Genomic DNA, 23,451 nt, shown 5'->3' on the forward strand with positions numbered 1-23,451 from the left:
CAGCAAGGCAGCGCTCAGCCGCGCCGCCCGCCCAGCAGGCGGGCGAGGAAGAAGCCGAAGACCGCTGCCAAGCCGACCGCGATCCCGGGGCTCTTGCGCACCAGCGCGCGGGCATCCTCGCCGAGTTCCTCGACGCTCTTGGCCTCGAGCTTGGCCGAGGTTTCCTGCAGCGCGCGCGCGGTCTTGCGGGCATAGTCGCCAAATTGCTCGCCGACCTTCTCGTCGAGCTGGGGGGCAACCTCGCCCACCACCTTGCCGATCGAGGCGATGGCATCGCTTGCCACCTGCTTGCCCTCTTGCGCCAGTTCCCCGGCCTTGCCGAGCGCCTGCTGGCCATAGGCGCGCGCCTCGCCGACGAGATCGCTGCCCTTCTCGCGCGCTTCCCCGCTCACCGCGGCAAGCCGGCTTTCGGCCTCGGCCCTGAGCGCTGCGGCGCCGGCCTTGGCTTCCTCGAGCGCGGCGCTGAAGCGGCCCTTGGCCTCGGCCACCGGGGCCGGATCGGCCGACTTGGCGGCCGCCCCGGTCTTGAGCGGATCGGCCTTGGCGGCGCGCTTGCCTGCGGTGGCGGGGGTGCCCTTGGCCGGGCTGTCGGCGCGCTTGCGGCGCTTGGGGGCAGGGGGCGTTTCGGGGGTGGTCTCGGCCATGGGCTTCTCCTCTATCCGGTTGTGGCGGGCGCTGCCGATCCCCGCGCGGGAACCCGGATGCACCCCCCGCTTGCGCGCCGGCGTGGCGGCGCATAGGGACGGCGCGCGCGCGGGCGATCCCAGAATCGCAGCGTCCAAAGTGTCTTAGAACCCTACAACACATTCCTGCGGGAGCCAAACATGACCGCCATCATTGACATCCACGCCCGCGAGATCCTCGACAGCCGCGGCAATCCCACGGTCGAGGTCGATGTGCTGCTTGAGGATGGCAGCTTCGGTCGGGCGGCGGTGCCCTCGGGCGCCTCGACCGGCGCGCACGAGGCGGTGGAACTGCGCGATGGCGATCCGGCGCGCTATCTCGGCAAGGGGGTGCTGCGCGCGGTCGAGGCGGTCAACACCGAGATCCGCGATCTGCTCACCGGCCATTTCGATGCCGAGGACCAGCGCGACATCGACCTTGCCCTCGTCGCGCTCGACGACACGCCCAACAAGGGGCGCCTCGGCGCCAATGCCCTGCTCGGCACCAGCCTTGCGGTGGCCAAGGCCGCGGCCAATGCCCGGGGCCTGCCGCTTTATGCCTATCTCGGCGGGGTGTCGGCGCACCTTTTGCCGGTGCCGATGATGAACATCATCAACGGCGGCGAGCATGCCGACAATCCCATCGACATCCAGGAATTCATGATCATGCCGGTGGGGGCCGAGAGCCTGGCCGAGGCGGTGCGCTGGGGCGCCGAGGTGTTCCACACGCTCAAGAAGGGCCTGGCGCAAAAGGGGCTTTCGACCAGCGTGGGGGATGAGGGCGGCTTTGCCCCCAACCTTGCCAGCACCCGCGCCGCGCTCGACCTCATCATGGAAAGCATCGCCAAGGCCGGCTTTGCCCCGGGCGAGGATATCGTGCTTGCGCTCGATTGCGCGGCAACCGAGTTCTACCGCGAGGGCCGCTACGCGATCGCGGGCGAGGGCTTGAGCCTCACGGGCGAGGAGATGGCCGATTATCTTGCCAAGCTGTGCGCCGACTATCCGATCCGCTCGATCGAGGACGGGATGAGCGAGGATGATTTTGCCGGGTGGGCCGCGCTGACCGCCCGGCTCGGCAGCAAGGTGCAGCTCGTCGGCGACGATCTGTTCGTCACCAATCCGGCGCGGCTCAAGGAGGGGATCGCGCGCGGCCTTGCCAATTCGCTGCTGGTCAAGGTCAACCAGATCGGCACGCTCACCGAAACCCTCGCCGCGGTCGATATGGCGCACCGGGCGGGCTATACCTGCGTGATGAGCCACCGTTCGGGCGAGACCGAGGATGCCACCATCGCCGATCTGGCGGTGGCCACCAATTGCGGCCAGATCAAGACCGGCAGCCTGGCCCGGTCGGACCGGCTGGCCAAGTACAACCAGCTGATCCGTATCGAGGAGGAGCTGGGCGACAGCGCCGCCTATGCCGGGCGGGCCTGCTTCGGCGCGCGCGCCTGACGGGCTGGCTTGCGAGGGAGCGAGGGAGCGGCGCTGCCGAGGGGCGCGCCCTAGCCGAGCGCGGCGGCGGCAGCGGCGAGGAAGCGCTCCATCGCTGTGTGCCCCCGCGCACTGAGGCGCACCAGCACCCGGCGCTGATCGGCCGGATCGTGTTCGCGCAGCACCAGCCCGGCATCGACAAGGATGCCGAGCCAGCGCAGCCCGGTGGTCGAGGGTGCAGCCGAGCCGATGCAGGCGCTCGAGACCGAGACCGGCTTGCCCTCGCCATGGGCGATGTAAAGATCGAGCAGGATATCCCAGGCCGGCTCGCCGAAGAGGTCGGCCTCGCCGAAGATCGCCGCGCGCTTGCGCCTGAGCGCATAGAGCTTGCGGGCAAGGACGAGGAGCGAAGACTGCGCCCCAGATTCCTGCCGAGCAGCAGTTGGGCGCGACGATGATGCTCCAGCCATACTTGCCTCACGCAGTCGTTCTGCGATGTCCAGCAACTCCGTGATTAAGGGCTCGTAGGAGAAATTGGTTTCTGATGCGTTCGCCGATGCAAGGCCGAACTGCTCTTGGTCGGAGATATCCATGCTTGCGCTCCCACAGCTGCCCCGTCCACTCGGTCTAATTGTAGAACCTCGCTCCCATCGAAGGCAATGTCCAAGCTAACTAAGCAAAAATACTGATCCAGTTTTCGGCCGAGCTGATCGACGATATAGCTCTGGTTCATCCGCGAAATTAACGCTTTATGTGATTCCGATGGAGGTGCTGGATGGCTGCATCGACGTAAGCCGCTGGAACATGCGCACCAATTGCGTCAAGCGCCGCGAGTTGTTGCTCGAGGATCGTGGCAATCTTGAGGGCCAATCGTCGGTTTTCTCTGTCGACCATGACAACTTCCCCCCTCGCCCAGACACACCACCTGTTTGGCATCCAACTGCGGTGGGAACATAGAAGGTATCGATTAACTTAGATCGCTAATCCTTACAGGCCGTGAATGACAGGAATGGGGGTTACCCTCAACGCCTGCGTAAAGAGAATCAGGGATAGGCATTCAGCCGAAGCGTTCGCGCAGCGCCATGAGCGCCAGAGCGGCCCTGGCCGCCTCGCCGCCCTTGTTCTTCTGCGCCGGATCGGCGCGCACCAGCGCCTGGGCCTCGTTCTCGACCGTGAGGATGCCATTGCCGATGGCGATGCCGTCCATCGTCAGCGCCATGATCGCGCGCGCGCTTTCACCGGCGACGATCTCGAAATGATAGGTCTCGCCGCGGATCACCACCCCGATGGCAACGAAGGCATCATAGCGATCGGCCTCGGCCGCGAGCGCGATCGCCCCCGGGATCTCGAGCGCGCCGGGCACGGTGAGCACCTCGACTGTGTGCCCCTCGGCCTCGAGCACGCCGCGCGCCCCGGCGATCAGCATATCGTTGAGGTGGGGATAGAAGCGCGCTTCGACGATGAGGATATCGGCCATTGGGGTTACTCCGGAATCGGGTGGAAGTCCTTGATGGCAAGGCCATAGCCTTCAAGCGCCACCAGATCGGGACGGCTGTTGGAAAGCAGGATCATCTCGGTCACGCCCAGATCGGCAAGGATCTGCGAGCCGATGCCGATGTTGCGCTGTTCCTCGCCCGGCTGCCATTCGCCGGTGCCGATGCGCCCGGTGAGGATCACGATCACCCCCGAGCCATGCGCGCCGATCGCCTGCATCGCCCGCTGGAGCGTGCGCTTCCTCGGTCCGGGCCGGCCGAGCACATCATCGAAGACCGAGATCGGGTGAACACGGGCGAGGGTGGGCTCGCCGGGCACGACATGGCCTTTCTGCAGCACATAGGCCTCGTTGCCCTCGATCCGGTTGCGATAGGTGATGAGCCGCCATTGCCCGCCATAGTCCGAAGTGAAGGCGCGCTCGGACAGGCGCTCGACGAGGTGGTCGTGGCGCATCCGGTAGGCGATGAGATCGCGGATGGTGCCGATCTTGAGATCGTGCTTGCGGGCAAAGCTGATGAGATCATCGAGCCGCGCCATGGTGCCATCCTCGTTCATGATCTCGCAGATCACGCCCGAGGGGTTGAGCCCGGCGAGGCGCGAGATATCCACTGCCGCCTCGGTATGGCCGGCGCGCACCAGCGTGCCGCCGTCGCGCGCCATCAGCGGGAAGACATGGCCGGGGGTGACGATATCATCCGGGCCCTTGCTGGCATCGATCGCGACCGAAATGGTGCGCGCCCGGTCCGCCGCGGAAATGCCGGTGGTCACCCCCTCGCGCGCCTCGATCGAGACGGTGAAGGCGGTCTGCATCGCCTCACGGTTGGTGCGGCTCATCGGGGTGAGGGCGAGCTGCTCGACCCGCTCGCGGGTGAGCGCAAGGCAGATGAGCCCGCGCCCGTGGGTGGCCATGAAGTTGATCGCCTGGGGCGTGGCCATCTGCGCCGGGATGACAAGGTCGCCCTCGTTCTCGCGGTCCTCGTCATCGACGAGGATGAACATCCGCCCGTTGCGCGCCTCGTCGATGATCTCCTCGATGCTGGCGAGCACCGGACGATCGCTGGTGGCCTCGAGAAACGCCTCGAGCTTGGCGAGGGTCTCGGCGGTGGGATTCCAGCCCGGCTCGGTGCAATCGCGCAAGGTGTTGGCATGAAGCCCGGCAGCGCGCGCGAGCCCGGCGCGGGTCATGCTGCCCGATGTGACGAGATCGCGAATGCGTGTGATGACCGATGTGTTCATGGAACGGCCATATCACATTGGGGTGTGATGACAAGGCGGGTGAGCGCCACGCTCGCATGCGCCGGACGCCGCGCACCACAGCGCGTTCTGCGCAGCGATGACTGGCAAGGTTGAGGGGAGAGGCTGGGTGCGGATGGTGGACGCACTAGGGCTCGAACCTAGGACCCGCTGATTAAGAGTCAGCTGCTCTACCAACTGAGCTATGCGTCCATTCCGATCCGGTCGGAAAGCGCGAGGGCCGGCGCCGCGGCGCCAAGCCCGATTCGCGTGAGGCGCTCGCATTTAGCGCCTTGCCGCGCGATGGCAAGGGGCTATTCGCCGCTTTGCCCGATCACGTCACAAGGCCGCGCCGCGGGGCCTCGCGGTTCCAGCGGTTGACCATCATCAAGAGGCCGATGCAGATCATGTTGGTCATCATCGAGGAACCGCCGTGGCTCATCCACGGCAGCGGGATGCCCTTGGCCGGGGCCATGCCCATCACCATCAGCAGATTGATGGCGATATAGAAGAAGATCGTCGCGGTTGCCCCGGCGGCAAGCAACGCGCTGAAGCGGTCCTGCGCCTCGCCTGCCACCTTCCATCCCCACCTCAAGATCAAGGCATACATCGCCAGCACGAACAGCCCGCCCACCAGCCCCCATTCCTCGGCCATCGTGGCAAAGACGAAATCGGTGTGCGGTTCGGGCAGATAGTCGAGATGGCTCTGGGTACCGTTGTTGAAGCCCTTGCCGAAGATCCCGCCCGAGCCGATCGCGATCTTCGACTGGGCGATGTGATAGCCCGCGCCGAGCGGGTCGCTCTCGGGGTCGAGGAAGGTGGTCACCCGGGCGCGCTGGTAATCGTGGAGGGCGAAGAAATAGAGGAGCGGCGCTGCTGCCACCGCCGCGCCGCCGGCGAGCAGGAACCACCACAGGGGCAGGCCGGCAAGGAACATCACCACCACCCCGCCAAAGGCGATCGCCACCGAGGTGCCGAGATCGGGCTGCATCAGCACCAGGCCGATCGGCAGGGCGATCAGCACCCCGGCGGGCACCACCGATCGCCAGGTGCCGATCATCCCGGCGGGCAGCATTGCATAGAAACGCGCCACCGCCAGCACCACCGCGGGCTTCATCAGCTCGGAAGGCTGGATGCGGATCGGCCCGACCTCGAGCCAGCGCTGGCTTCCCCCGCCAACCGCGCCGACGATCTCGACCGCGAGCAACATCAGCAGCACCGCGAGATAGGCCGGATAGGTAAGCATGTCGATCGTCGGGCGCGAGAGCGCGGCGATCACCCCGGCCATCACCGCGAACACGGCAAAGCGCAGGAAATGCGGCAGGGCAAAGGGCATCATCGCCCCGCCCCCGGCCGAATAGAGCACCAGCCCGCCAAAGCCGGTGAGCAGCAGCAGCGGGATCAGCATCTCCCACGGCTGGCGGGCGATCGGCTCGGGCACGATGCCGCGCGCGGCAAGGGTGCTCATCGGTTGCCCTCCGCAGGCGGGGACGGGGAGGGGGCTGCGGCCGTGGCCTCGGCCACAGGGGCAGGCTCGCCCGGCTGGGGCGAGGCGGCAGGATTGGCCTCGGGCCGCGGCGCGATCACCTGTTCGGCGATCGCCTCGGATTGGGCCGCGGCAAGCCGCGCCTCGGCCTCGACCCGATCGAAGATCTCCTGCTCGCGCCGCGGCGGGCGGATGATGGTCGCCCCGCGCGCGGCGGCATAGGCAGCATAGCGCGCCTCGAGCCGCTGCTGCGCGGTGCCGCCCCATTGCTGCTCGAGCGCGCGCAGCGCCTCGAGCCCCTTGGCCGGATCGAACATGAAGGTCATCACGTCGCGCGCGATCGGATAGGCCGCGCCCGATCCGCCTCCGTGCTCGATCACCACCGCCCCGGCATAGCGCGGATTGTCATAGGGCGCGAAGAAGATGAACAGCCCGTGGTCGCGGTATTTCCACGGGCCCGACTTGCCGTTGGAGATCGACAGCGAGACGACCTGCGCGGTGCCGGTCTTGCCCGCCATCTGCACCCCCTCGATCGGCAGGCGCGCCCGCCCCGCGGTGCCCGGACCGTTGACCACGTCACTCATCGCCTTCCTGACATAGGCGACCTGCTCGGCGGGAAAGTCGATGGTGTCGAACCCCTTGGGGCGCGTGTCGAGCGTGAGCCGCGGCATCACGTGGTGGCCGGTGGCAAGGCGCGCCGCCATCACTGCCAATTGCAGCGGATTGGCAAGCATGTAGCCTTGGCCGATGGTGGCGTTGACCGTGTCGAACGTCTGCCATTCGCGCCCCCATTTCTTCAGCTTCCAGGCCGGATCGGGCACGGTGCCATAAAACTGGCTGATCACGGGCAAGGGAAATTCCTGCCCAAGCCCGCAGCGCCGCGCCATCGCCGCGATCGGGTCCATGCCGATCCGCTGGGCCATGGCGTAGAAATAGACATCGCAGCTCTGGTAGATCGCCTTGGCCATGTTGACCTGGCCGTGGCCGCGCCGGTTCCAGCAGCCGAACACCCGGTTGCCGACCCTGAGCCCGCCGCCGCAGAACACGGTTTCCTCCGGATCGATGCCGGCTTCCATCAGCGCCATCGAGACCATCGGCTTGACCGTCGATCCGGGGGGATAGAGGCCCTTCAACACCTTGTTGCGCAGCGGCACCCGCTCGTCCTCACGCAGCATGGCATATTCCACCCCGCCGATCCCGTCGGAGAAGGAATTGGGATCAAAGCTCGGCATCGAGGCCATGCACAGAAGGTCGCCGGTGTTGCAGTCCATCACCACCACCGAGCCGCTTTCAAGCCCGATGCGGCGCGCGGCATAGTCCTGCAGCGGGCCATCGATGGTCAGGCGCACCGCCTTGCCTTGCACGTCCTCGCGGGTTTCAAGATCGCGCACGATCCGCCCGCCCGCCGTGACCTCAACCCGGCGCGCGCCGGGGATGCCGCGCAGCTGCTTTTCAAACTGCTTTTCAAGCCCATCCTTGCCGATCTTGAAGCCCGGTGTGTAGAGCAGCGGATTGGGGTCCTTCTCGTATTCCTCGGCCGAGGCCGGGCCGACATAGCCAATGAGGTGGCCGACGCTCGAGGCGGTGGGGTAGAAGCGCGAGAAGCCGCGCTGGGGCACCACCCCCGGCAGATCGGGCAGGCGCACGCTGAGCGCGGCGAATTTTTCGTAATCAAGCCCGCTTGCCACCTCGACCGGCTGAAACCCGCGCGCGCTTGCGAGCTTGTGCTTGATGTCGGCGATGCGCGTGGGCGCCAGCGCGAGGAGCTCGCCGAGCTGGTCGATCGTGCCTTCCGGGTCGCTCAGGCGCTCGGGGATGACATCGACGCGGAAATCGGCGCGGTTGGAGGCGAGCGGGGCGCCGTTGCGATCGAGGATCCAGCCGCGCCGCGGCGGGATCAGGGTGAGGTTGACCCGATTGCTTTCGGATTGCAGCCGGTATTTCTCGTTCTCGGCCACCGCGAGATAGCCGAGCCTCAGCGCCAGCAGCACCCCGATCCCGCCCTGGATCCCGGCGATAAGCACGGCGCGACGCTCGAAACTGCTGCGCAGGATCGAGGCACTGACATGGCGGGCGGGACGCTCGGCTCCGCGCGACAGGAACGGGATCTTCATCAGTCGATCCTGCGTGCCCGGGCGAGGCGGAAGCGGTCAAGACGGGCGACCATGCGCGCCAATATTGGATAGAGCAGCACCGACAGCAAGGCCTGCGGCCAGGCCACTTCAAGCATTTCCCTGGTCACCGGCGCGCCCGACAGCAGCAGGCAGGCGAGCCAATAGGCCACAAGCAGCACCGCGGCGGTGAACCAGTCGTGCCAGAAGTCGCGCCAGGGAAAGCGCGCCTCGATCAGCTCGATCGCGATCATGGCGAGCGACCACAGCAGGATGGCGCTACCGAAGGGCTGGCCGCTCAGCAGATCGTCAAAGGCGCCGAGCGGCAGCCCGGCCCACAGCGGCAGCAGGCCGGGGCGCACCAGGCGCCAGGCCAGCAGCATGATGAAGCCGAGCGGGGGGGCAAGCGGCATCACGTCGGCGATCAGCAGCACCGGCAGGGCCGAGGCGAGCATGATCGAGAGATAGGGCACGCTGTGCACCCGCCAGGGTGAGGGCGCGCGGTTGATCTGCTGGCGATAGGTGGTGCCCCGCGCCCGTGGGCCACGCGTGGCCATCATTCCCCGGCCGCCTCTGCCGATGGGGGCGCAGACCCCGCGCCGCTTGCGGGCGATGAGGCCGGGCGCGGCGGGGTCTGCGGTGCATCGGCAGCGCTGAGCGGGGCGCCGGAGAGCACCGCCACCGCGGCGGGCTGATGGATCGGTTCGACCGCGACATAGGTGGTCGCGGCAGGTTCGGCCACCAGCCGGGCGATCGCGCCATCCGGGGTGAGCTGCGCCACCACCGCCACCGCCACCCCGGGCCGGTAATAGCCGCCGGCACCGCTCGTCACCATGAGGTCGCCCGGCTTCAGGGGGTTGACCCCGAGATTGACCAGCCGGATCCGCAGCATCCCGTCACCCCGCCCTTCGGCAAAGGCGATCACATCGTCGCGGGCGCGGCGCACCGGCACCACGCTCTCGCTGTCGGTGAGCAGCAGCACCCGCGCGGAGATCAGCCCGGTCTCGAGCACCCGCCCGATGAGGCCGCGATCGGAGACCACCGGCATTCCCGGCGCAACCCCCTGGCGCGAGCCTGCGCCCAGATAGGCATGGCGCCGGGCGCTGGTGGCGCTCGAGCCGACGAGCCGCGCGGTCGCCACGGGGCGCACCGGATCGTCGGCAAGGCCCAGCAGGCCCTTGAGGCGCCGGTTCTCGGCCTTGATCGCCTCGGCCTCGGCGAGGCGCACCCGGGCAAGTTCCACCTCGGCCCGTAGGCGCGCGTTCTGGCGCCCGGCGTCAAGATAGGCGGCGATGCCGGCGATAAGTCCCTGCGCGCCGCCGCGGGTGGCCGCGCTCACCTCGCCGGCGGGGGCGACCACATCGCGCGCGGCGCTCCGCAAGGGGGCAAAGGCGGCCGGCTGCCACAGCGAGAGCGCAAGCAGCACCAGGCCCAGCAAGGCGCCCGCACCGGCCATGAGATAGCCGGTGAACAGCGAGAACTGTGCCTTCTTCGAAAAGCCCGAAAGGCGCTTAGCGGGGGGCGCCATGGCCTTGTCGTCCCTTCTGCCAGATCAGCCCGGCCTCATTGCCGAACCGGCTCACGCGGTCATCAGCACGCCGCGATAGACCGGGTCTTCCATCGCCCGGCCCGTGCCGATGGCAACGCAGGTGAGCGGATCCTCGGCGACCGAGACGGGAAGGCCCGTCTCCTCGCGCAGGTGCTCGTCGAGCCGGCGGATGAGCGCGCCCCCGCCGGTGAGCACGATGCCCTGATCGACGATGTCGGCAGCCAGCTCGGGTGCGGTGTTCTCGAGCGCGATGCGCACGCCCTCGACGATCGCGCCGATCGGTTCGGACAGCGCCTCGGCAATATGCGCCTGGTTGATGGTGATTTCCTTGGGCACGCCATTGACGAGATCGCGGCCCTTCAAGGTGATGGTCTCGCCCACCCCGTCCTCGGGGGTGACGGCAATGCCGTAATCCTTCTTGATCCGCTCGGCGGTGGCATCGCCGATCAGGAGATTGTGGTGGCGGCGCACGTAGGAGACGATCGCCTCGTCCATCTTGTCACCCCCGGTGCGCACCGAGGTGGTGTAGGCAAGCCCGCGCAAGGAGAGCACCGCGACTTCGGTGGTGCCCCCGCCGATATCGACCACCATGGAGCCCACCGGCTCGGTCACCGGCATATCCGCCCCGATCGCCGCGGCCATCGGCTCGAGGATGAGATGCACGTTCGAAGCCCCGGCGTTGGAGGCGGCATCGCGGATCGCGCGGCGCTCGACCGAGGTGGAGCCCGAAGGCACGCAGATCACGATTTCCGGATAGCGGAACATGCTCTTCTTGCCGTGCACCTTCTGGATGAAGTGCTTGATCATCTGCTCGGCGACCTCGATGTCGGCGATCACCCCGTCACGCAGCGGGCGGATCGCCTCGATGCTGTCCGGGGTCTTGCCCATCATCATCTTGGCATCATCGCCCACGGCCTTCACGCGGCGGATGCCGTTGATCGTCTCGATCGCGACCACGCTCGGTTCATTGAGCACGATCCCCTGATCCTGGACATAGACGAGCGTGTTGGCGGTGCCGAGATCGATCGCGAGGTTGTGGGAACGAAACTTGAAGAGATTGGAAAGGAAGCTCATCTTGGGTGGTGTTCCGGTGGTGGCAGGGTGGGGCCGCTTCCCGCGTGCCGAGGCGGCGGCGGCGGGAGATCCGGCCCGGTGGTTGCATCAAGCGCCGCGCCTAGCGAATCCGCGCGCAAAACGCCAAAATATTTGTCCATCGCGCTGGTGATTTCCGCCCGCCTGCCCTCGAAATCGCGGCAGGTGCGCGTTAGCGTGCGACAAATGCCCGAAATCCGCCGCCTTCCTGTCCATCTGGTCAACCGCATCGCCGCGGGCGAGGTGGTCGAGCGCCCGGCCGCGGCGCTCAAGGAGCTGATCGAGAACGCCATCGATGCCGGTGCAGGGCGAATCGGGGTGGTGCTGGCCGAAGGCGGGCTTGGCGCGATCGAGGTGGTCGATGACGGCTGCGGCATGGCGCCTGGCGAGGTCGCCCTCGCGCTCGAGCGCCATGCCACCTCCAAGCTCCCCGATTCGCTGATCGGCGCGGACGGCGCGATCGAGCGGGTGATGAGCCTCGGTTTTCGCGGCGAGGCGCTGCCCAGCATCGCCAGCGTTGCGCGCCTCACCATCGAAAGCCGCCCGGCCGGGGCGGGCGAGGGCTGGCGCCGGGTGGTCGATCACGGCGCGCTGGTCTTTGATGGCCCCGCCGGTGTGCCCCCGGGCACGCGGGTGCGGGTCGAGGAGCTGTTCGCCAAGGTGCCCGCGCGGCGCAAGTTCCTGCGCTCGGCCCGCAGCGAATATGCCGCCTGCCTCGATGTGGTGCGGCGCCTTGCCATGGCCCGTCCCGGGATCGGCTTTGCCCTTGAAACCCTGGCCGAGGGCGCGCGGCGCAAGGTGCTGGCGCTGCAGGCGGGCGAGGACATGGCCACCCGCATCGCCCGGATCGTCGCGCCCGAGATGAAGGACAATGCGCTTGCCATTGAATGCACCCGCGAAACCCCGCACGGGGTGATGCGCCTTTCGGGCCTTGCCGGACTGCCGACCTGGAACCGCGGCGTTGCCGATCACCAATATCTGTTCGTCAATGGCCGCCCGGTCAAGGACCGCCTGCTCGCCGGGGCGGTGCGCGGGGCCTATGCCGACATGCTGGCGCGTGATCGCCACGCGGTGCTGGCGCTGTTTCTCGAGCTTCCGCCCGAGGATGTCGATGTCAATGTCCACCCGGCCAAGACCGAGGTCCGTTTCCGCGATGCCGCCGGCGTGCGCGGCTTCATCGTCTCGGGGCTAAGGCAGGCGCTCGCCACCGGCGACCGGCGCAGCGCCCAGGGGCCTGACCGTGCGGCAATGGCGCGCTGGCAGGCCGAGCCGGTGGCACAGGAGGCGCCGGCGGCACAGGAGGCGTCAGCGGCTGGGGCGCCGGTGCTCCAGAGCATCTTTGCGGGCCGCGACTGGAGCGCGGCGCGCCCCGGAGTGGGCGAGGCCCGCCCGGCCTGGCAGGCGCCGGCACCGCTCGCGGCGGCAGCGCCGCAGGGCCGTGCCGAACCGTCCGCGCCGCTGCCTGAGGAGGCGCGCCAATACCCCCTCGGCATCGCCCGCGGGCAAGTGGCCAACACCTATATCATCGCCGAGGCGGCCGATGGGCTCGTGCTGGTCGATCAGCACGCCGCGCACGAGCGGCTGGTGCTCGAACGCCTGCGCGCCGCCGGCGCGGACGCAGCCCTGCGCCGCAGCCAGGCGCTGCTGGTGCCCGATGTGGTCGAGCTGGACGAGCTTGATTGCGACCGGCTCGAGCAAGCTGCCGAGGGGCTGGCGCGCTATGGCCTGGTGATCGAGCGCTTCGGCCCCGCGGCGATGCTGGTGCGCGCGCTGCCCGCGCCGATCGCCGAGGCGGATTCCGCTCGGCTGCTGCGCGATCTTGCCGATGACATTGCCCGGCACGGCGCGCAGGAAGACAGCGGTGCGCTGCTGCTCGCCGAGCGGCTCGATCACGTGCTCGCCACCATGGCCTGCCACGGCTCGGTGCGGGCCGGGCGGGCCTTGAGCGTCGCCGAGATGAACGCGCTCTTGCGCGAGATGGAAGCCACACCGCGCTCAGGCCAGTGCAACCACGGGCGCCCGACCTGGGTGAAGCTGTCGATGGCAGACGTCGAAAAGCTGTTCGGGCGGCACTGAGCGCGAGGCTCAGACGTTGAAGCGGAACAGCATCACGTCGCCGTCCTCAACCACATAGTCCTTGCCTTCCTGCCGCAGCCGGCCGGCCTCGCGCGCGCCCGCCTCGCCGCCGAAGGCAATGTAATCCTCGTAGGAAATCGTCTCGGCGCGGATAAAGCCGCGCTCGAAATCGGAATGGATGATGCCGGCGCATTGCGGGGCCTTGGCCCCTGCCGGGAACGTCCAGGCGCGTGCTTCCTTGGGGCCGGCGGTGAAGAACGTCTTGAGGCCCAGAAGCTTGTATCCGGCGCGGATCACGCGCGAAAGCCCGCTTTCGGCAAGGCCGAGGGCCTCGAGAAACTCGCCCCGCTCGGCCTCGGGCATGGCGGCAAGCTCGGCCTCGATCGCGGCCGAGACCACCACCGCCTCGGCGCCCTCGGCTGCGGCCTTGGCAAAGACCTGTTGCGAAAGGGCATTGCCGCTCGCCGCATCGGCTTCGCCGACATTGCAGACGTAAAGCACGGGCTTGGCGGTGAGCAGCTGGGCCTGGCGCAGGAGGCGCGCTTCCTCATCGTCCTTCGGTTCGGTCAGGCGCGCAGGCCGGCCCGCGCGCAGCAGTTCGAGCGCCTGGCCGAGCACGCTGGCCATGGCCTTGGCTTCCTTGTCACCGCCGGTCGCGCGCTTGGCCGCGGCGGGCACGCGCTTTTCGAGGCTCTCCAGATCGGCGAGCATCAGCTCGGTCTCGACCACCTCGGCATCGGCAAGCGGATCGACCTTGTTGGCGACATGCTGGATGTCATCATCCTCGAAGCAGCGCAGCACATGGACGATGGCATCGACCTCGCGGATATTGCCGAGGAACTGGTTGCCAAGCCCTTCGCCCTTGCTCGCGCCCTTGACGAGGCCGGCGATGTCGACAAAGCCGAGTTGCGTTGCGATCACCTTGGCGCTCTTGGCGATCGCGGCGATCTTGTGGAGGCGCTCATCGGGCACGGCGACCTGACCGATATTGGGCTCGATGGTGCAGAAGGGGTAATTGGCCGCCTGGGCAGCCTGGGTCTCGGTGAGCGCATTGAACAAAGTGGACTTGCCGACATTGGGCAGGCCGACGATCCCGCAACGGAATCCCATGATCGAAACTCTTGGCTGGTGGCAAAGCGCAGCCCCTTAGCGGCGGGCTTGCGGGCTGGCTAGTGCCTCAGCGCTCGTGGACCGCGCGCACCAGCGGCCCGGCGCGCGAGGGGCCGAGCCATTCGGTCTGCACCCGGGCGCTGACCTCGTTGATCGGCACCTGCGGCTTGTTGCCGGGCGAGACCGGCAGGCGCAGCGGCCGGCTGCCGGGGGCAAGGGCAAGCAGCGCGGCGATGGCGCGGGCCACGTCCATCGGATCATTGCTGCGGCCCGAGCCATCCTCGGTGCCCATCGCGGCGACCTGCTGCGGATAGCCCTCGGTGTGACGCGCCTCGGCCCTGTCCTTGAGCGCCTGCGAATAGGCATTGCGGTTGACCCACACCCTGGTGGGATAGCCGCCCGGCTCGATGATCGAGACGTCGATCTTGTGCGGCACCAGTTCGTAGGCGAGCTGTTCGCTCATCGCCTCCAATGCGAACTTGGTGGCCGAATAATGCCCCGAATAGGGCGTGATCACCCGGCCAAGCTGGCTCGAGATCTGGATGATCTGCCCCGCGCCCTTTCTGCGCATCCCGGGCAGCACCGCGCGGGCCATGCGGTGGGGGCCGAAGACATTGGTGTCGAAGATCAGCCGCGTTGCCTCCATGTCCTGCACCTCGACCGGCGAGGTGATGCCGATCCCGGCATTGTTGACGAGCACGTCGATCGCGCCGCCGGCGGCCTGCTCGGCCAGGGCTACGCCCTCTGCCACCTGTGCATCGGAAGTGACATCGATCTCGATCACCTGAAGATCGAGCCGCTCGTTGAGCGCAAGGATGCGAAGAGCGTCGGCCTCGCTGCGGGGCAGGCGGCGCATGGTAGCAAAGACCTTGGCGCCCTGGCGTGCGAGCAGTTCGGCGGCCAGCCTCCCGAAGCCAGAGGAACAGCCGGTGATGAGCACGCTCTTGCCGGAAAGGTCGAGATCGGGGCGATAGACCGGCTCGGCCGCGCGGGCGCGCGCGGCGGTGAACAGGGCAGAGGTGGCGGCGGCACCGGCAAGCAGGGTGCGACGATCAAGGCTCATGCGGCAGATCCCTTGGGCAACGGCAAGACGGCGCCAAGCCTATTGGCTCGGCGCCGATCTGCAAGCCTCAAGCGGCAGGAGCGGGCAAGGTTCCGGCGCGTGGCTCAAGGCGCCGCGCCGGCCGTGCTGGTCAGCGGGCGATCAGGCCCTGGCTGCGGCGCGGCGGCGGCGCGCCATCATGAAGGCCGCCGCCCCGGCGCCGAAGAGCATCATGCTCGAAGGTTCAGGCACCGCCGTGCCGCCCGAGCTGCCGCCCGAAGATCCGCCCGACGAGCTGCTACTGCTCACCGGTTCCTTGGGCGGCTCCTTCATCGCCTGGGCGGGCGCAGCGGCAAGGCCGAAAGCGCCGAGCGCGAGCGCGCCCAGAAGCGCGGTGCGGGAGGCATTGGCAAGAATGGCGCGCATGGCTGGCAGTGTCCCCGATCGATCACAAGCTGTGACCTGGCACGCTAAGCCAAGGGCCGCGCCGGCGAACGGGCCTTGTCTGTCCCTGTCCCGGGCTGGGGCAGTCCGGGACGCAAGGCCTATCCCTGCAAGCGCAGCGCGACATCGCTCATGAAGCGCGCCTCATCCCCCTTGGCCAGCCATTCGGCCTCGGCCGCGATTGCGCCCAGCATGGCGGCCAGATCGTCCTGTTCGTCGCGACCAAAATTGCCGAGCACGTGCCCCGTCACCCGGTCCTTGTGCCCCGGATGGCCGATGCCGATGCGCACGCGGCGATAGGCCGGCGCGCCGAGACTGGCGGTGTGCTGGTCGATCGATTTGAGGCCATTGTGCCCGGCATGGCCGCCGCCCTGCTTCACCTTGACTTTGAAGGGCGCCAGGTCGAGCTCGTCGTGGAACACGGTGAGCGCTTGGGTGGCAAGCTTGTAGAAGCGCAGCGCCTCGCCGACGCTGCGGCCGCTCTCGTTCATGAAGGTGGCGGGCTTGAGCAGCAGCACCTTGTGCCCGGCGATGCGCCCTTCCTGCACCCAGCCCTGAAACCGGGTCTGCACCGGGCCGAAACCGTGCATCTCGGCGATCACGTCGAGCGCCATGAAGCCGACATTGTGCCGGTTGAGCGCATAGCGCGGTCCGGGATTGCCGAGGCCGACCCACAGCTGCATGACTGGCCTTCTAGCCTTGCGCTCCGCAAAACGAAACGCCGGGCCTCTGGCGAAGCCCGGCGCTTATCGCGTTGCGGCGCGGCGAGGTTATTCCGATGCCGCCTCGGCCTCGGCCTCGCTGCTCTTGAGGCCCGAGGGGGCCACCAGCGTGGCGATGGTGAAATCGCGATCGGTGATCGCGCTGGTCACGCCCGCGGGCAAGGTCACATCGCTGATGTGGATGGTATCGCCCACGTCCCTGCCGGTGACATCGATGAGGATCTCGTCGGGGATGGCATCGCTCGGGCACACCAGTTCAAGCTCGTGGCGCACGATGTTGAGCACGCCGCCCTTCTTGAGACCGGGCGACTTGTCCTCGTTGATGAACACCACCGGCACCGCGACTTCCACCTTGGCATCGCCCGTCAGGCGCAGGAAATCGACATGGGTGGGCCGGTCGGTCACCGGGTGAAAGGCCACGTCCTTGGGCAGGGTGCGGATGGTCTTGCCGCCGATCTCGATATTGACGATCGAGTTCATGAAGTGCCCGGTCATCAGCAGGCGGACCAGTTCCTTCTGCTCGACATGGATCAGGGTGGGTTCTTCCTTGCCGCCGTAGATCACGGCGGGCGTGCGGCCTTCGCGGCGAAGTGCTCGGGAGGCTCCCTTGCCAGCCCGTTCGCGCGCTTCGGCCGGCAGGGTAAGAGTCTCGCTCATACGTGTGCCTTTCGAATGCGGGTTGATGAAGCCGGCGAACCGCCTCCAGGGATGACCGGAACGCCGAAGCGCGGCCCCTTAGAGGCAGATGGCCGCCAAGGCAACCGCTTTAGGGCAGGCGGCGGACGCGATAGCCCTTGGCCTCGAGCAGAGCGGCCAGCCCCTCCGGCCCGACCAGATGGGCAGCGCCAACCGCAATCAGGGGGCGCGGGGGCTCTTGCAGCAGCGCCGCGATCGCCTCGGCCCAGCGGCGGTTGCGCGCCACCAGCAATGCCTCGCGCAGCGCCGGATCGGCAAGAAAGCCCTCGCGGGTCGCCTGTTCGATCGCGGTGGCATCTCCCGCGATCCAGGCGCGCTGGAGTCGCTCGGGATCGCGCCCGGGGCGCGCGCTCTCGCGCACCACGCCGGCAAGGAGCGCGCGTTGCTGCGCCTCGGGCAGGCGGTCGAAGATCGCAAGCTGGCCGCGCAGGCCTTCAAGTTCGTGCACCGGGCGTCCGGCGAAATCTGCGATCAGCGCCCGGTCCACCCCCAGCGCCGGATCGCCCGGCGCATCGATGCGGGCAAGCGCCAGCGCCGCGGCCCAGGTCTCCTCGGTGGAAAAGCCATCCGCATCAAACCCGCCGCGCTCCAGCAGCGCGGCCAGTGCAGGGCGCAGCTCGGCCGGAAGGCGCGCAGCGAGCGGCGGGTGGCCTGGGCTTTGCGCCAGCGCGCCGTAGGCATCGCGGTCGCCAGGAGAGGGCGGGCCGATCTCGACAACGAGCAGATCGGCCGCGTCGATGACGCGGCCGATCGCAGGGGTGCGCCACGCGGTGCCGGGGGGTAGGGCGTGGATGGTGCCGATCATCCAGCCCTCGACCTTCCCATCGGCTGCGGCAAGCTCGTAGAGCAGCGGGCTTGCCGACGGGGCATCGGCGGTGCCCCCCGCCGGAGCGCCGCTGCACCCGGCAAGCGCGAGCGCGAGGGCTGGGGCGAGGGCGCGGGCCAGCGACGCGCGGAGGGGATGGGCGAGCAGGGCGCGCAACCCCCGCCGGGCCGCCGCGATCCACCCGCCCCGGCGCCATGCGGTCATCGCGGGCGCGGCCTTGCTCACTTCACCCGGGCGGTGGCGATCCCCTTGGCGGCAAGGTAATCCTGCACGCTCTTGGGGCCAGCCAGGTGCCCGGCGCCAACCGCAATGAACACCGTGCCCGGCAGATCGAGTCGGCCATCGATCCATTCGGCCCAGGTGGCGTTGCGCTTGTAGAGCAGCGCCTCGGCCACCGCCGGATCGTCAAGCCCCTCGTTCATCACCTCGGCCAGCGCATCGGCATCGCCCTTGAGCCATTCGGCGACCATGCGATCGAGCATCGGCTTGGCCTCGTCGATGCCATTGGCCGCCTCCATCAGGAAGGCGATCTGCGCCTCCTGCGGCATCTGATCGAAGATGCCGAGCTGGAACTCGAGCGTCTCGAGCGCCCCGCGCGGCTTTTCGGGCACCTTGTCGAGCAGCACCTTTTCAACCCCGGCGTTGGGATCATAGCCCTGCTGCATCAGCGGCAGGATCGAAAGGGTCAGCCCCGCAAGCCAGGGCTTCATTGGATCGAAGGCTTCTGCCGGCACGCCGAGTTTGGCCAGGGCTGCGGCGTAGGCCTCGTTCTGTTCAGGGGAAAGCAGCGCGCGCAGGGTGGTGCCCGGCGGCAGCAGACCCATCGCCATGGTGAGCTGTTGGGCCTTGGCCTGGGTTTCGCCGTCCATCGGAATCTCGGTGATGATAATGTCCGAGCCTTCGAGCGCGGTGGCGATCGCCGGGTCATACCACTCGGTGTCCTTGGGCAGCACGTGCACCGTGCCAAACAGGTAGATGGTGGTGTCCTCGTCGGCGACCTGCCACAGCGCCGGCCCGCGCGCCGGCGTGGCTGTGGTGCTGGCGGTGGCGGTGGCCGCGGGCGTCTCGGCAAGGATCGGGGGCGCGCCGAGCAGGGCGAAGGGCGCGGCGGCAAGGGCGAGCAGGTGGCGCAGTTTCATGGCAGTTCCTTTCAGCAATCGGGCTTGGGGGGTGGGAGGGACGGGCAGGTGAAACAGGGAAGGTGGCATTCTTGCGGTCAATGCCGCCAGAGCGCGTAGAGATAGGACAGGCCCATGCCGACAAAGGCAAGCAGCCATACGCCGAAAGGATGGGGCGCAGCGCCAAGCCCCCCGGCGTGTAGCACCGCCCAGATCGGAAAGCCCGCCAGCACCGCAAGGACGCCGCCGGTAAAGCCGATCAGGCTCTGCGCGCGCTTGAGCTCATCGATGGTGCGAAAGCCATAGAGCGGCAGCGCGACAAAGCCGAAGGCGAGCAGCACCGCGAGCAGGATGGCCACCGCCGGATCGAGCGCAAGCGCGGCCCAGTTCCCGGCAAACAGGTTGCCATCACCCTCGTCGAAGGCCCCGGTGATGAGGCCGATCACGCCGCCGACAGCGCCGGCGGTGATGAGATAGGCGAGCTGGCGCCGGGCGCGCTGGCGGCTGCGCACCTCGCCGGGGCCAAGGCCCTCAGGCCTGCGGAGGATCATGGGGTGTCTCCATCATCGATGAAAATGTCTTCAATCCGCAGGCCGAACAGCCGGGCGATGCGGAAGGCGAGGGGGAGGGAGGGATCGTGCTTGCCGGTCTCGATGGCGTTGACCGCCTGGCGCGACACATCGAGCCGGCCGGCGAGTTCCGCCTGGCTCCAGTCGCGTTCGGCGCGCAGGACTTTGAGGCGGTTCTTCATGCGCTCAACGGTCCCGGATTCGGCGATAGGCGATCGCCACATGAAAGATCAGCGCCATGATCGCGAGCATCACGCTCGGGTCGTAGACATAATCGCGGGTCCACGGCACGATCTGCACAAACAGGGCGAGCCCGGCAAAGGCGAGCGCAAAATTAGCGCCAAATGCAACCTCGGCGCGGAAGACCTCGTCTTGCGAACCGGCAAAGACCGCTCCGATAAGTGTGCCGCAAACAAAGCCTCCCGTAATCGTGGTGAGGAAAGACAGGGCCTCGAAATGCATGCTCGCCAGCAGCAGCATCGATAAGGGCAGCCCCAGCCACAGGGCGTTATAGGACCAGGTCCGGTCGTCCTGTGTGAAGGCCTTGGGGTTGTAGGGCATCGGGCACCTCCGTCAGGTCAATGCGACTTGGTGTCAGGTTTACATGACTATATGTCGCGATTCGCTGACTATGTCAAGCGCACCTGACATTTTGTCGCTCCAACGTGACGCGGGGGTGGCGCACTCCCCGCCTTGTGCTGCGCTGCATCATTGACGCTTGCCGACCCTTGCGCCATGGCGGGCCGCCATGACTGCCCTGCCAGCCTTTGCCCCGCCAGCCCGCGATCCAGCGCGTTCGTTCCAGGACATGATCCTGACGCTGCACGATTTCTGGAGCGCTAAGGGCTGCCTCATTCTCCAGCCCTATGACATGCGCATGGGGGCGGGCACCTTCCACACCGCCACCACGCTGCGCGCGCTTGGTCCGGAAGCCTGGAACGCCGCCTTCGTCCAGCCCTGCCGCCGCCCGACCGACGGGCGCTATGGCGAAAACCCCAACCGCCTGCAGCACTATTACCAGTATCAGGTGATCCTGAAGCCCTCGCCTCCGGACATTCAGGATCTGTATCTGCAAAGCCTCGCCGCGATCGGCATCGATCCGCTGGCGCATGATATCCGCTTTGTCGAGGATGACTGGGAAAGCCCCACGCTCGGCGCCTGGGGGCTGGGCTGGGAAGTGTGGTGCGACGGGATGGAAGTCACCCAGTTCACTTACTTTCAGCAGATGGGCGGGTTCGATTGCAAGCCGGTCTCGGGCGAGCTGACCTATGGGCTTGAACGCCTGGCGATGTATCTCCAGGGCGTCGATAACGTCTATGACCTTGTTTTTAGTAGCCCTCCGGCCTCAAGTGGCGAAGCGGTTGGCCAACAAGGACTCGTCACCTATGGTGACGTGTTCCTCGAGAACGAGCGGCAGATGTCGAAGTGGAACTTCGAGGTCGCCGGTACCGAGGGGCTGTTCAAGGCCTTCGCCATGGCCGAGACCGAATGCCGCAATGCCCTGGCCGCGGGCGTGCCGATCGCGGCCTATGAACAGGCGGTCGAGGCCAGCCACATTTTCAACCTGTTGCAGGCGCGCGGGGTGATCAGCGTGCAGGAACGCGCCAGCTACATGGGCCGGGTGCGCGATCTCGCCCGGGCAAGCTGCGAGGCCTATGCCAGCATGATGGCGCCGCAATGGCAGGCGCGCCACCCGGGCTGGAGCCTCGTGTGATGGCCGATTTCCTGCTCGAACTCCTGTGCGAGGAAATCCCGGCGCGGATGCAGGCCGGTGCGCGTGCGGAACTCGAAAGGCTGTTCCGGCGCGCACTCGAGGCTGCCGGCGTTGTGCCCGGCGATCTTGCCGTGTGGTCCACCCCGCGGCGGCTGGCGCTGATCGCGCGCGCTCTGCCGCTTGCCACCGAAGCAGTGCGCGAGGAGGCCAAGGGCCCGCCCGAAGGCGCGCCCGATGCCGCGATCGAGGGTTTCTGCCGCAAGCAGGGCGTCGCCCGCGACGCGCTCGAGCTGCGCGAGGTCAAGGGCCGCAAGACCTGGTTTGCCGTGATCGATCGGCCGGGGCTTCCGATCGCTGCGGTGCTGGCAGAAGCGATCCCGGCGATCATCCGCGATTTTTCATGGCCCAAGTCGATGCGCTGGGGGGCAGCATCACTCAAGCCCGATTCGCTGCGCTGGGTGCGCCCGCTTTCGGGCATCGTGGCCCTGCTCGATGACGAGGTGGTGCCCTGCGAGGTCGGCGGCATTGTCGCCGGGCGCACCACGCTGGGCCACCGTTTCCATGCGCCCGGCCCCATCACCATCGCCCGGGTTGGCGATTATCCCGCGGCGCTGCGCGCGGCCCATGTGATCGTTGATCATGAGGAGCGGCAAAGCCTCATCCGCGAAGGCGCGCGCGCCGCCGCGGCTGCGGCGGGCCTCACGCTCGTCGAGGATGAGGGCCTGGTGGTCGAGAACGCTGGGCTGACCGAATGGCCGGTGCCGCTGCTCGGGCGTTTCGATCCCGCCTTCCTCGAGGTGCCGGGCGAGGTGATCCAGCTCACCGCGCGGGTGAACCAGAAATATTTCGTCTGCGAGCGCCCCGAGGGCGGGCTTGCCGATGCCTTCGTGTGTGTGGCCAATATCGCCGCGCGCGATCCGGCGGTGGTGGTGGACGGCAACCGCAAGGTGCTCGCCGCGCGGCTTTCGGATGCGCGCTTCTTCTGGGAGCAGGATCAGAAGACCCCGCTTGCCGAACATGCCAGGAAGCTCTCGCGCATTACCTTCCACGAGAAGCTCGGCACGCTTGCCGACAAGGTCGAGCGGGTGGCCAAACTGGCGCGTTGGCTGTGCGAGGAGGGGATCGTCAAGGCCGATCCTGATCTGGCCGAACAGGCCGCGCGCCTCGCCAAGGCCGATCTCGTCACCGAGATGGTGGGCGAGTTTCCCGAACTTCAGGGCCTGATGGGCGGCTATTATGCGGCGAAAGAGGGGTTGCCCGCCGAAGTCGCCGCAGCGATCCGCGATCACTACAAGCCGGTCGGCCAGGGTGACGAGGTGCCGACCGCCGCGGTGACGGTGGCGGTGAGCCTCGCGGACAAGCTCGATACGCTCAAAAGTTTCTTTGCCATCGACGAGAAGCCTACCGGATCGAAGGACCCCTTCGCGCTGCGCCGCGCGGCGCTGGGCATCATTCGTCTCATCACCGAAAACGGCCTCAGGATGTCGGTGGCCGAAGGCGAGTTGCTCGATTTCTTCGCCGATCGCCTCAAGGTGCAGCAGCGCGAGGCTGGCGTCCGTCACGATCTGATCGACGCCGTGTTCGCGCTGGGCGGCGAGGACGATCTCGTCCGCCTGCTCGCCCGCGTCCATGCGCTGCAGGACTTCATCGCCACCGAGGACGGGGCAAACCTGCTCGCTGGCTACAAGCGCGCCGCCAACATTCTCAAGAAGGAAGGCTTCGAGGCCGAAGGCGCTGAAGCTGCTGTCGCCTACACCCCCGAACCGGCCGAACAGGCGCTGATCGACGCGCTCGCTGTCGCCACGCCCCGCGCCGAGGCGGCGGTAGCGGCTGAGCGCTTCACCGAGGCCATGGCCGCGCTGGCCACCCTGCGCGCGCCCATCGACCGTTTCTTTGATGAGGTGACCGTCAACGATCCCGATGCCAGCAAGCGCGCGGCGCGGCTTGCCCTGCTCGCCCGTTTCCGCGATGCGGTGCACCGGGTTGCCGATTTCAGCCGCATCGAGGGATGAGTTTCGCGTTTCCCCTGTCCTTCCCCGCCCATCGCGCGGGGCCGGGCGCGGGGCAGGACAGGATGAG

Annotated in this window: 23 protein-coding genes and 1 tRNA gene; 4 read left to right on the forward strand and 20 right to left on the reverse strand. The window is 67.8% G+C overall.

Going from position 1 to position 23,451, the window contains the following annotated elements; genetic code table 11:
* Positions 1-14: 14 nt before the first annotated feature.
* Entirely contained in the window at positions 15-644 is a 630-nt protein-coding gene (locus G524_RS0100520; RefSeq protein ID WP_036857025.1) for a hypothetical protein, read from the reverse strand.
* A gap of 180 nt (positions 645-824) precedes the next feature.
* Here G524_RS0100520 and eno point away from each other — a divergent pair, with 180 nt between their 5' ends.
* The gene (gene eno / locus G524_RS0100525; protein ID WP_027441948.1) at positions 825-2,111 is read left to right on the forward strand and encodes a phosphopyruvate hydratase; all 1,287 of its coding nucleotides are present in this window, start codon (positions 825-827) and stop codon (positions 2,109-2,111) included.
* 50 nt (positions 2,112-2,161) lie between these two features.
* Here eno and G524_RS14540 read toward each other — a convergent pair whose 3' ends face one another.
* The 9 genes from G524_RS14540 to G524_RS0100570 form a co-directional block, all read right to left on the reverse strand.
* On the reverse strand, positions 2,162-2,560 hold the full coding sequence (locus G524_RS14540) for a MarR family winged helix-turn-helix transcriptional regulator (protein ID WP_051220793.1): 399 nt from the start codon (positions 2,558-2,560) through the stop codon (positions 2,162-2,164).
* Positions 2,561-3,147: 587 nt separating this feature from the next.
* Positions 3,148-3,567 (reverse strand): 6,7-dimethyl-8-ribityllumazine synthase, encoded by a 420-nt coding sequence (gene ribH, locus G524_RS0100535; protein WP_027441949.1) that lies wholly within the window; start codon positions 3,565-3,567, stop codon positions 3,148-3,150.
* Positions 3,568-3,572: 5 nt separating this feature from the next.
* Positions 3,573-4,820: a 3,4-dihydroxy-2-butanone-4-phosphate synthase gene (ribB, locus tag G524_RS0100540; protein ID WP_027441950.1), complete on the reverse strand. Its 1,248-nt coding sequence runs from the start codon at positions 4,818-4,820 to the stop codon at positions 3,573-3,575.
* A gap of 134 nt (positions 4,821-4,954) precedes the next feature.
* Positions 4,955-5,030, reverse strand: a tRNA-Lys gene (locus tag G524_RS0100545).
* 121 nt (positions 5,031-5,151) lie between these two features.
* Positions 5,152-6,285: a rod shape-determining protein RodA gene (rodA, locus tag G524_RS0100550; RefSeq protein WP_027441951.1), complete on the reverse strand. Its 1,134-nt coding sequence runs from the start codon at positions 6,283-6,285 to the stop codon at positions 5,152-5,154.
* A complete protein-coding gene (gene mrdA / locus G524_RS0100555; RefSeq protein WP_027441952.1) occupies positions 6,282-8,417 on the reverse strand; it encodes a penicillin-binding protein 2 in 2,136 nt (711 codons plus the stop codon). The genes rodA and mrdA overlap by 4 nt, the downstream gene beginning before the upstream one ends.
* The gene (mreD, locus tag G524_RS0100560) at positions 8,417-8,974 is read right to left on the reverse strand and encodes a rod shape-determining protein MreD (protein ID WP_245561247.1); all 558 of its coding nucleotides are present in this window, start codon (positions 8,972-8,974) and stop codon (positions 8,417-8,419) included. Before mreD ends, mrdA begins: the two co-directional genes overlap by 1 nt.
* Positions 8,971-9,942 carry a rod shape-determining protein MreC gene (gene mreC, locus G524_RS0100565; protein WP_027441954.1) on the reverse strand — a complete coding sequence of 324 codons (972 nt, stop codon included), beginning with the start codon at positions 9,940-9,942 and terminating at the stop codon, positions 8,971-8,973. Before mreC ends, mreD begins: the two co-directional genes overlap by 4 nt.
* Before the next feature lie 51 nt (positions 9,943-9,993).
* Complete coding sequence (locus G524_RS0100570) at positions 9,994-11,037, reverse strand: rod shape-determining protein (protein ID WP_027441955.1); 1,044 nt, start codon at positions 11,035-11,037, stop codon at positions 9,994-9,996.
* 204 nt (positions 11,038-11,241) lie between these two features.
* Here G524_RS0100570 and mutL point away from each other — a divergent pair, with 204 nt between their 5' ends.
* Positions 11,242-13,131 (forward strand): DNA mismatch repair endonuclease MutL, encoded by a 1,890-nt coding sequence (gene mutL / locus G524_RS0100575; RefSeq protein ID WP_027441956.1) that lies wholly within the window; start codon positions 11,242-11,244, stop codon positions 13,129-13,131.
* A 9-nt stretch (positions 13,132-13,140) separates the two neighbouring features.
* Here the strand turns inward: mutL and ychF are convergent, their stop codons facing one another.
* From ychF to G524_RS0100625, 10 genes are all read right to left on the reverse strand, one after another.
* Entirely contained in the window at positions 13,141-14,241 is a 1,101-nt protein-coding gene (gene ychF, locus G524_RS0100580; protein WP_027441957.1) for a redox-regulated ATPase YchF, read from the reverse strand.
* Positions 14,242-14,308: 67 nt separating this feature from the next.
* Positions 14,309-15,304, reverse strand: a complete 996-nt coding sequence (locus tag G524_RS0100585; RefSeq protein WP_051220794.1) for an SDR family oxidoreductase — start codon at positions 15,302-15,304, stop codon at positions 14,309-14,311.
* A 141-nt stretch (positions 15,305-15,445) separates the two neighbouring features.
* Positions 15,446-15,709, reverse strand: coding sequence for a PEP-CTERM sorting domain-containing protein (locus G524_RS16175; protein ID WP_051220795.1), 264 nt, complete (start codon positions 15,707-15,709; stop codon positions 15,446-15,448).
* A gap of 119 nt (positions 15,710-15,828) precedes the next feature.
* Positions 15,829-16,410 carry an aminoacyl-tRNA hydrolase gene (pth, locus tag G524_RS0100595; protein ID WP_027441960.1) on the reverse strand — a complete coding sequence of 194 codons (582 nt, stop codon included), beginning with the start codon at positions 16,408-16,410 and terminating at the stop codon, positions 15,829-15,831.
* Between the two features lie 87 nt (positions 16,411-16,497).
* Positions 16,498-17,106, reverse strand: a complete 609-nt coding sequence (locus G524_RS0100600; RefSeq protein WP_027441961.1) for a 50S ribosomal protein L25/general stress protein Ctc — start codon at positions 17,104-17,106, stop codon at positions 16,498-16,500.
* A 109-nt stretch (positions 17,107-17,215) separates the two neighbouring features.
* Positions 17,216-18,175, reverse strand: coding sequence for a TraB/GumN family protein (locus G524_RS0100605; protein WP_084625014.1), 960 nt, complete (start codon positions 18,173-18,175; stop codon positions 17,216-17,218).
* A gap of 17 nt (positions 18,176-18,192) precedes the next feature.
* On the reverse strand, positions 18,193-19,110 hold the full coding sequence (locus tag G524_RS0100610; RefSeq protein WP_027441963.1) for a TraB/GumN family protein: 918 nt from the start codon (positions 19,108-19,110) through the stop codon (positions 18,193-18,195).
* Between the two features lie 77 nt (positions 19,111-19,187).
* A complete protein-coding gene (locus tag G524_RS0100615) occupies positions 19,188-19,640 on the reverse strand; it encodes a hypothetical protein (protein WP_027441964.1) in 453 nt (150 codons plus the stop codon).
* Positions 19,637-19,840 (reverse strand): helix-turn-helix transcriptional regulator, encoded by a 204-nt coding sequence (locus tag G524_RS0100620; RefSeq protein ID WP_027441965.1) that lies wholly within the window; start codon positions 19,838-19,840, stop codon positions 19,637-19,639. Before G524_RS0100620 ends, G524_RS0100615 begins: the two co-directional genes overlap by 4 nt.
* Positions 19,841-19,844: 4 nt before the next feature.
* Complete coding sequence (locus tag G524_RS0100625; protein WP_027441966.1) at positions 19,845-20,219, reverse strand: hypothetical protein; 375 nt, start codon at positions 20,217-20,219, stop codon at positions 19,845-19,847.
* 187 nt (positions 20,220-20,406) lie between these two features.
* Here G524_RS0100625 and G524_RS0100630 point away from each other — a divergent pair, with 187 nt between their 5' ends.
* Positions 20,407-21,372: a glycine--tRNA ligase subunit alpha gene (locus G524_RS0100630; protein WP_036857029.1), complete on the forward strand. Its 966-nt coding sequence runs from the start codon at positions 20,407-20,409 to the stop codon at positions 21,370-21,372.
* Positions 21,372-23,384 carry a glycine--tRNA ligase subunit beta gene (gene glyS / locus G524_RS0100635; protein WP_027441968.1) on the forward strand — a complete coding sequence of 671 codons (2,013 nt, stop codon included), beginning with the start codon at positions 21,372-21,374 and terminating at the stop codon, positions 23,382-23,384. Before G524_RS0100630 ends, glyS begins: the two co-directional genes overlap by 1 nt.
* The last annotated feature ends 67 nt before the right edge of the window (positions 23,385-23,451 follow it).

It is taken from the genome of Erythrobacter cryptus DSM 12079, assembly GCF_000422985.1.
GTDB lineage: Bacteria > Pseudomonadota > Alphaproteobacteria > Sphingomonadales > Sphingomonadaceae > Erythrobacter > Erythrobacter cryptus.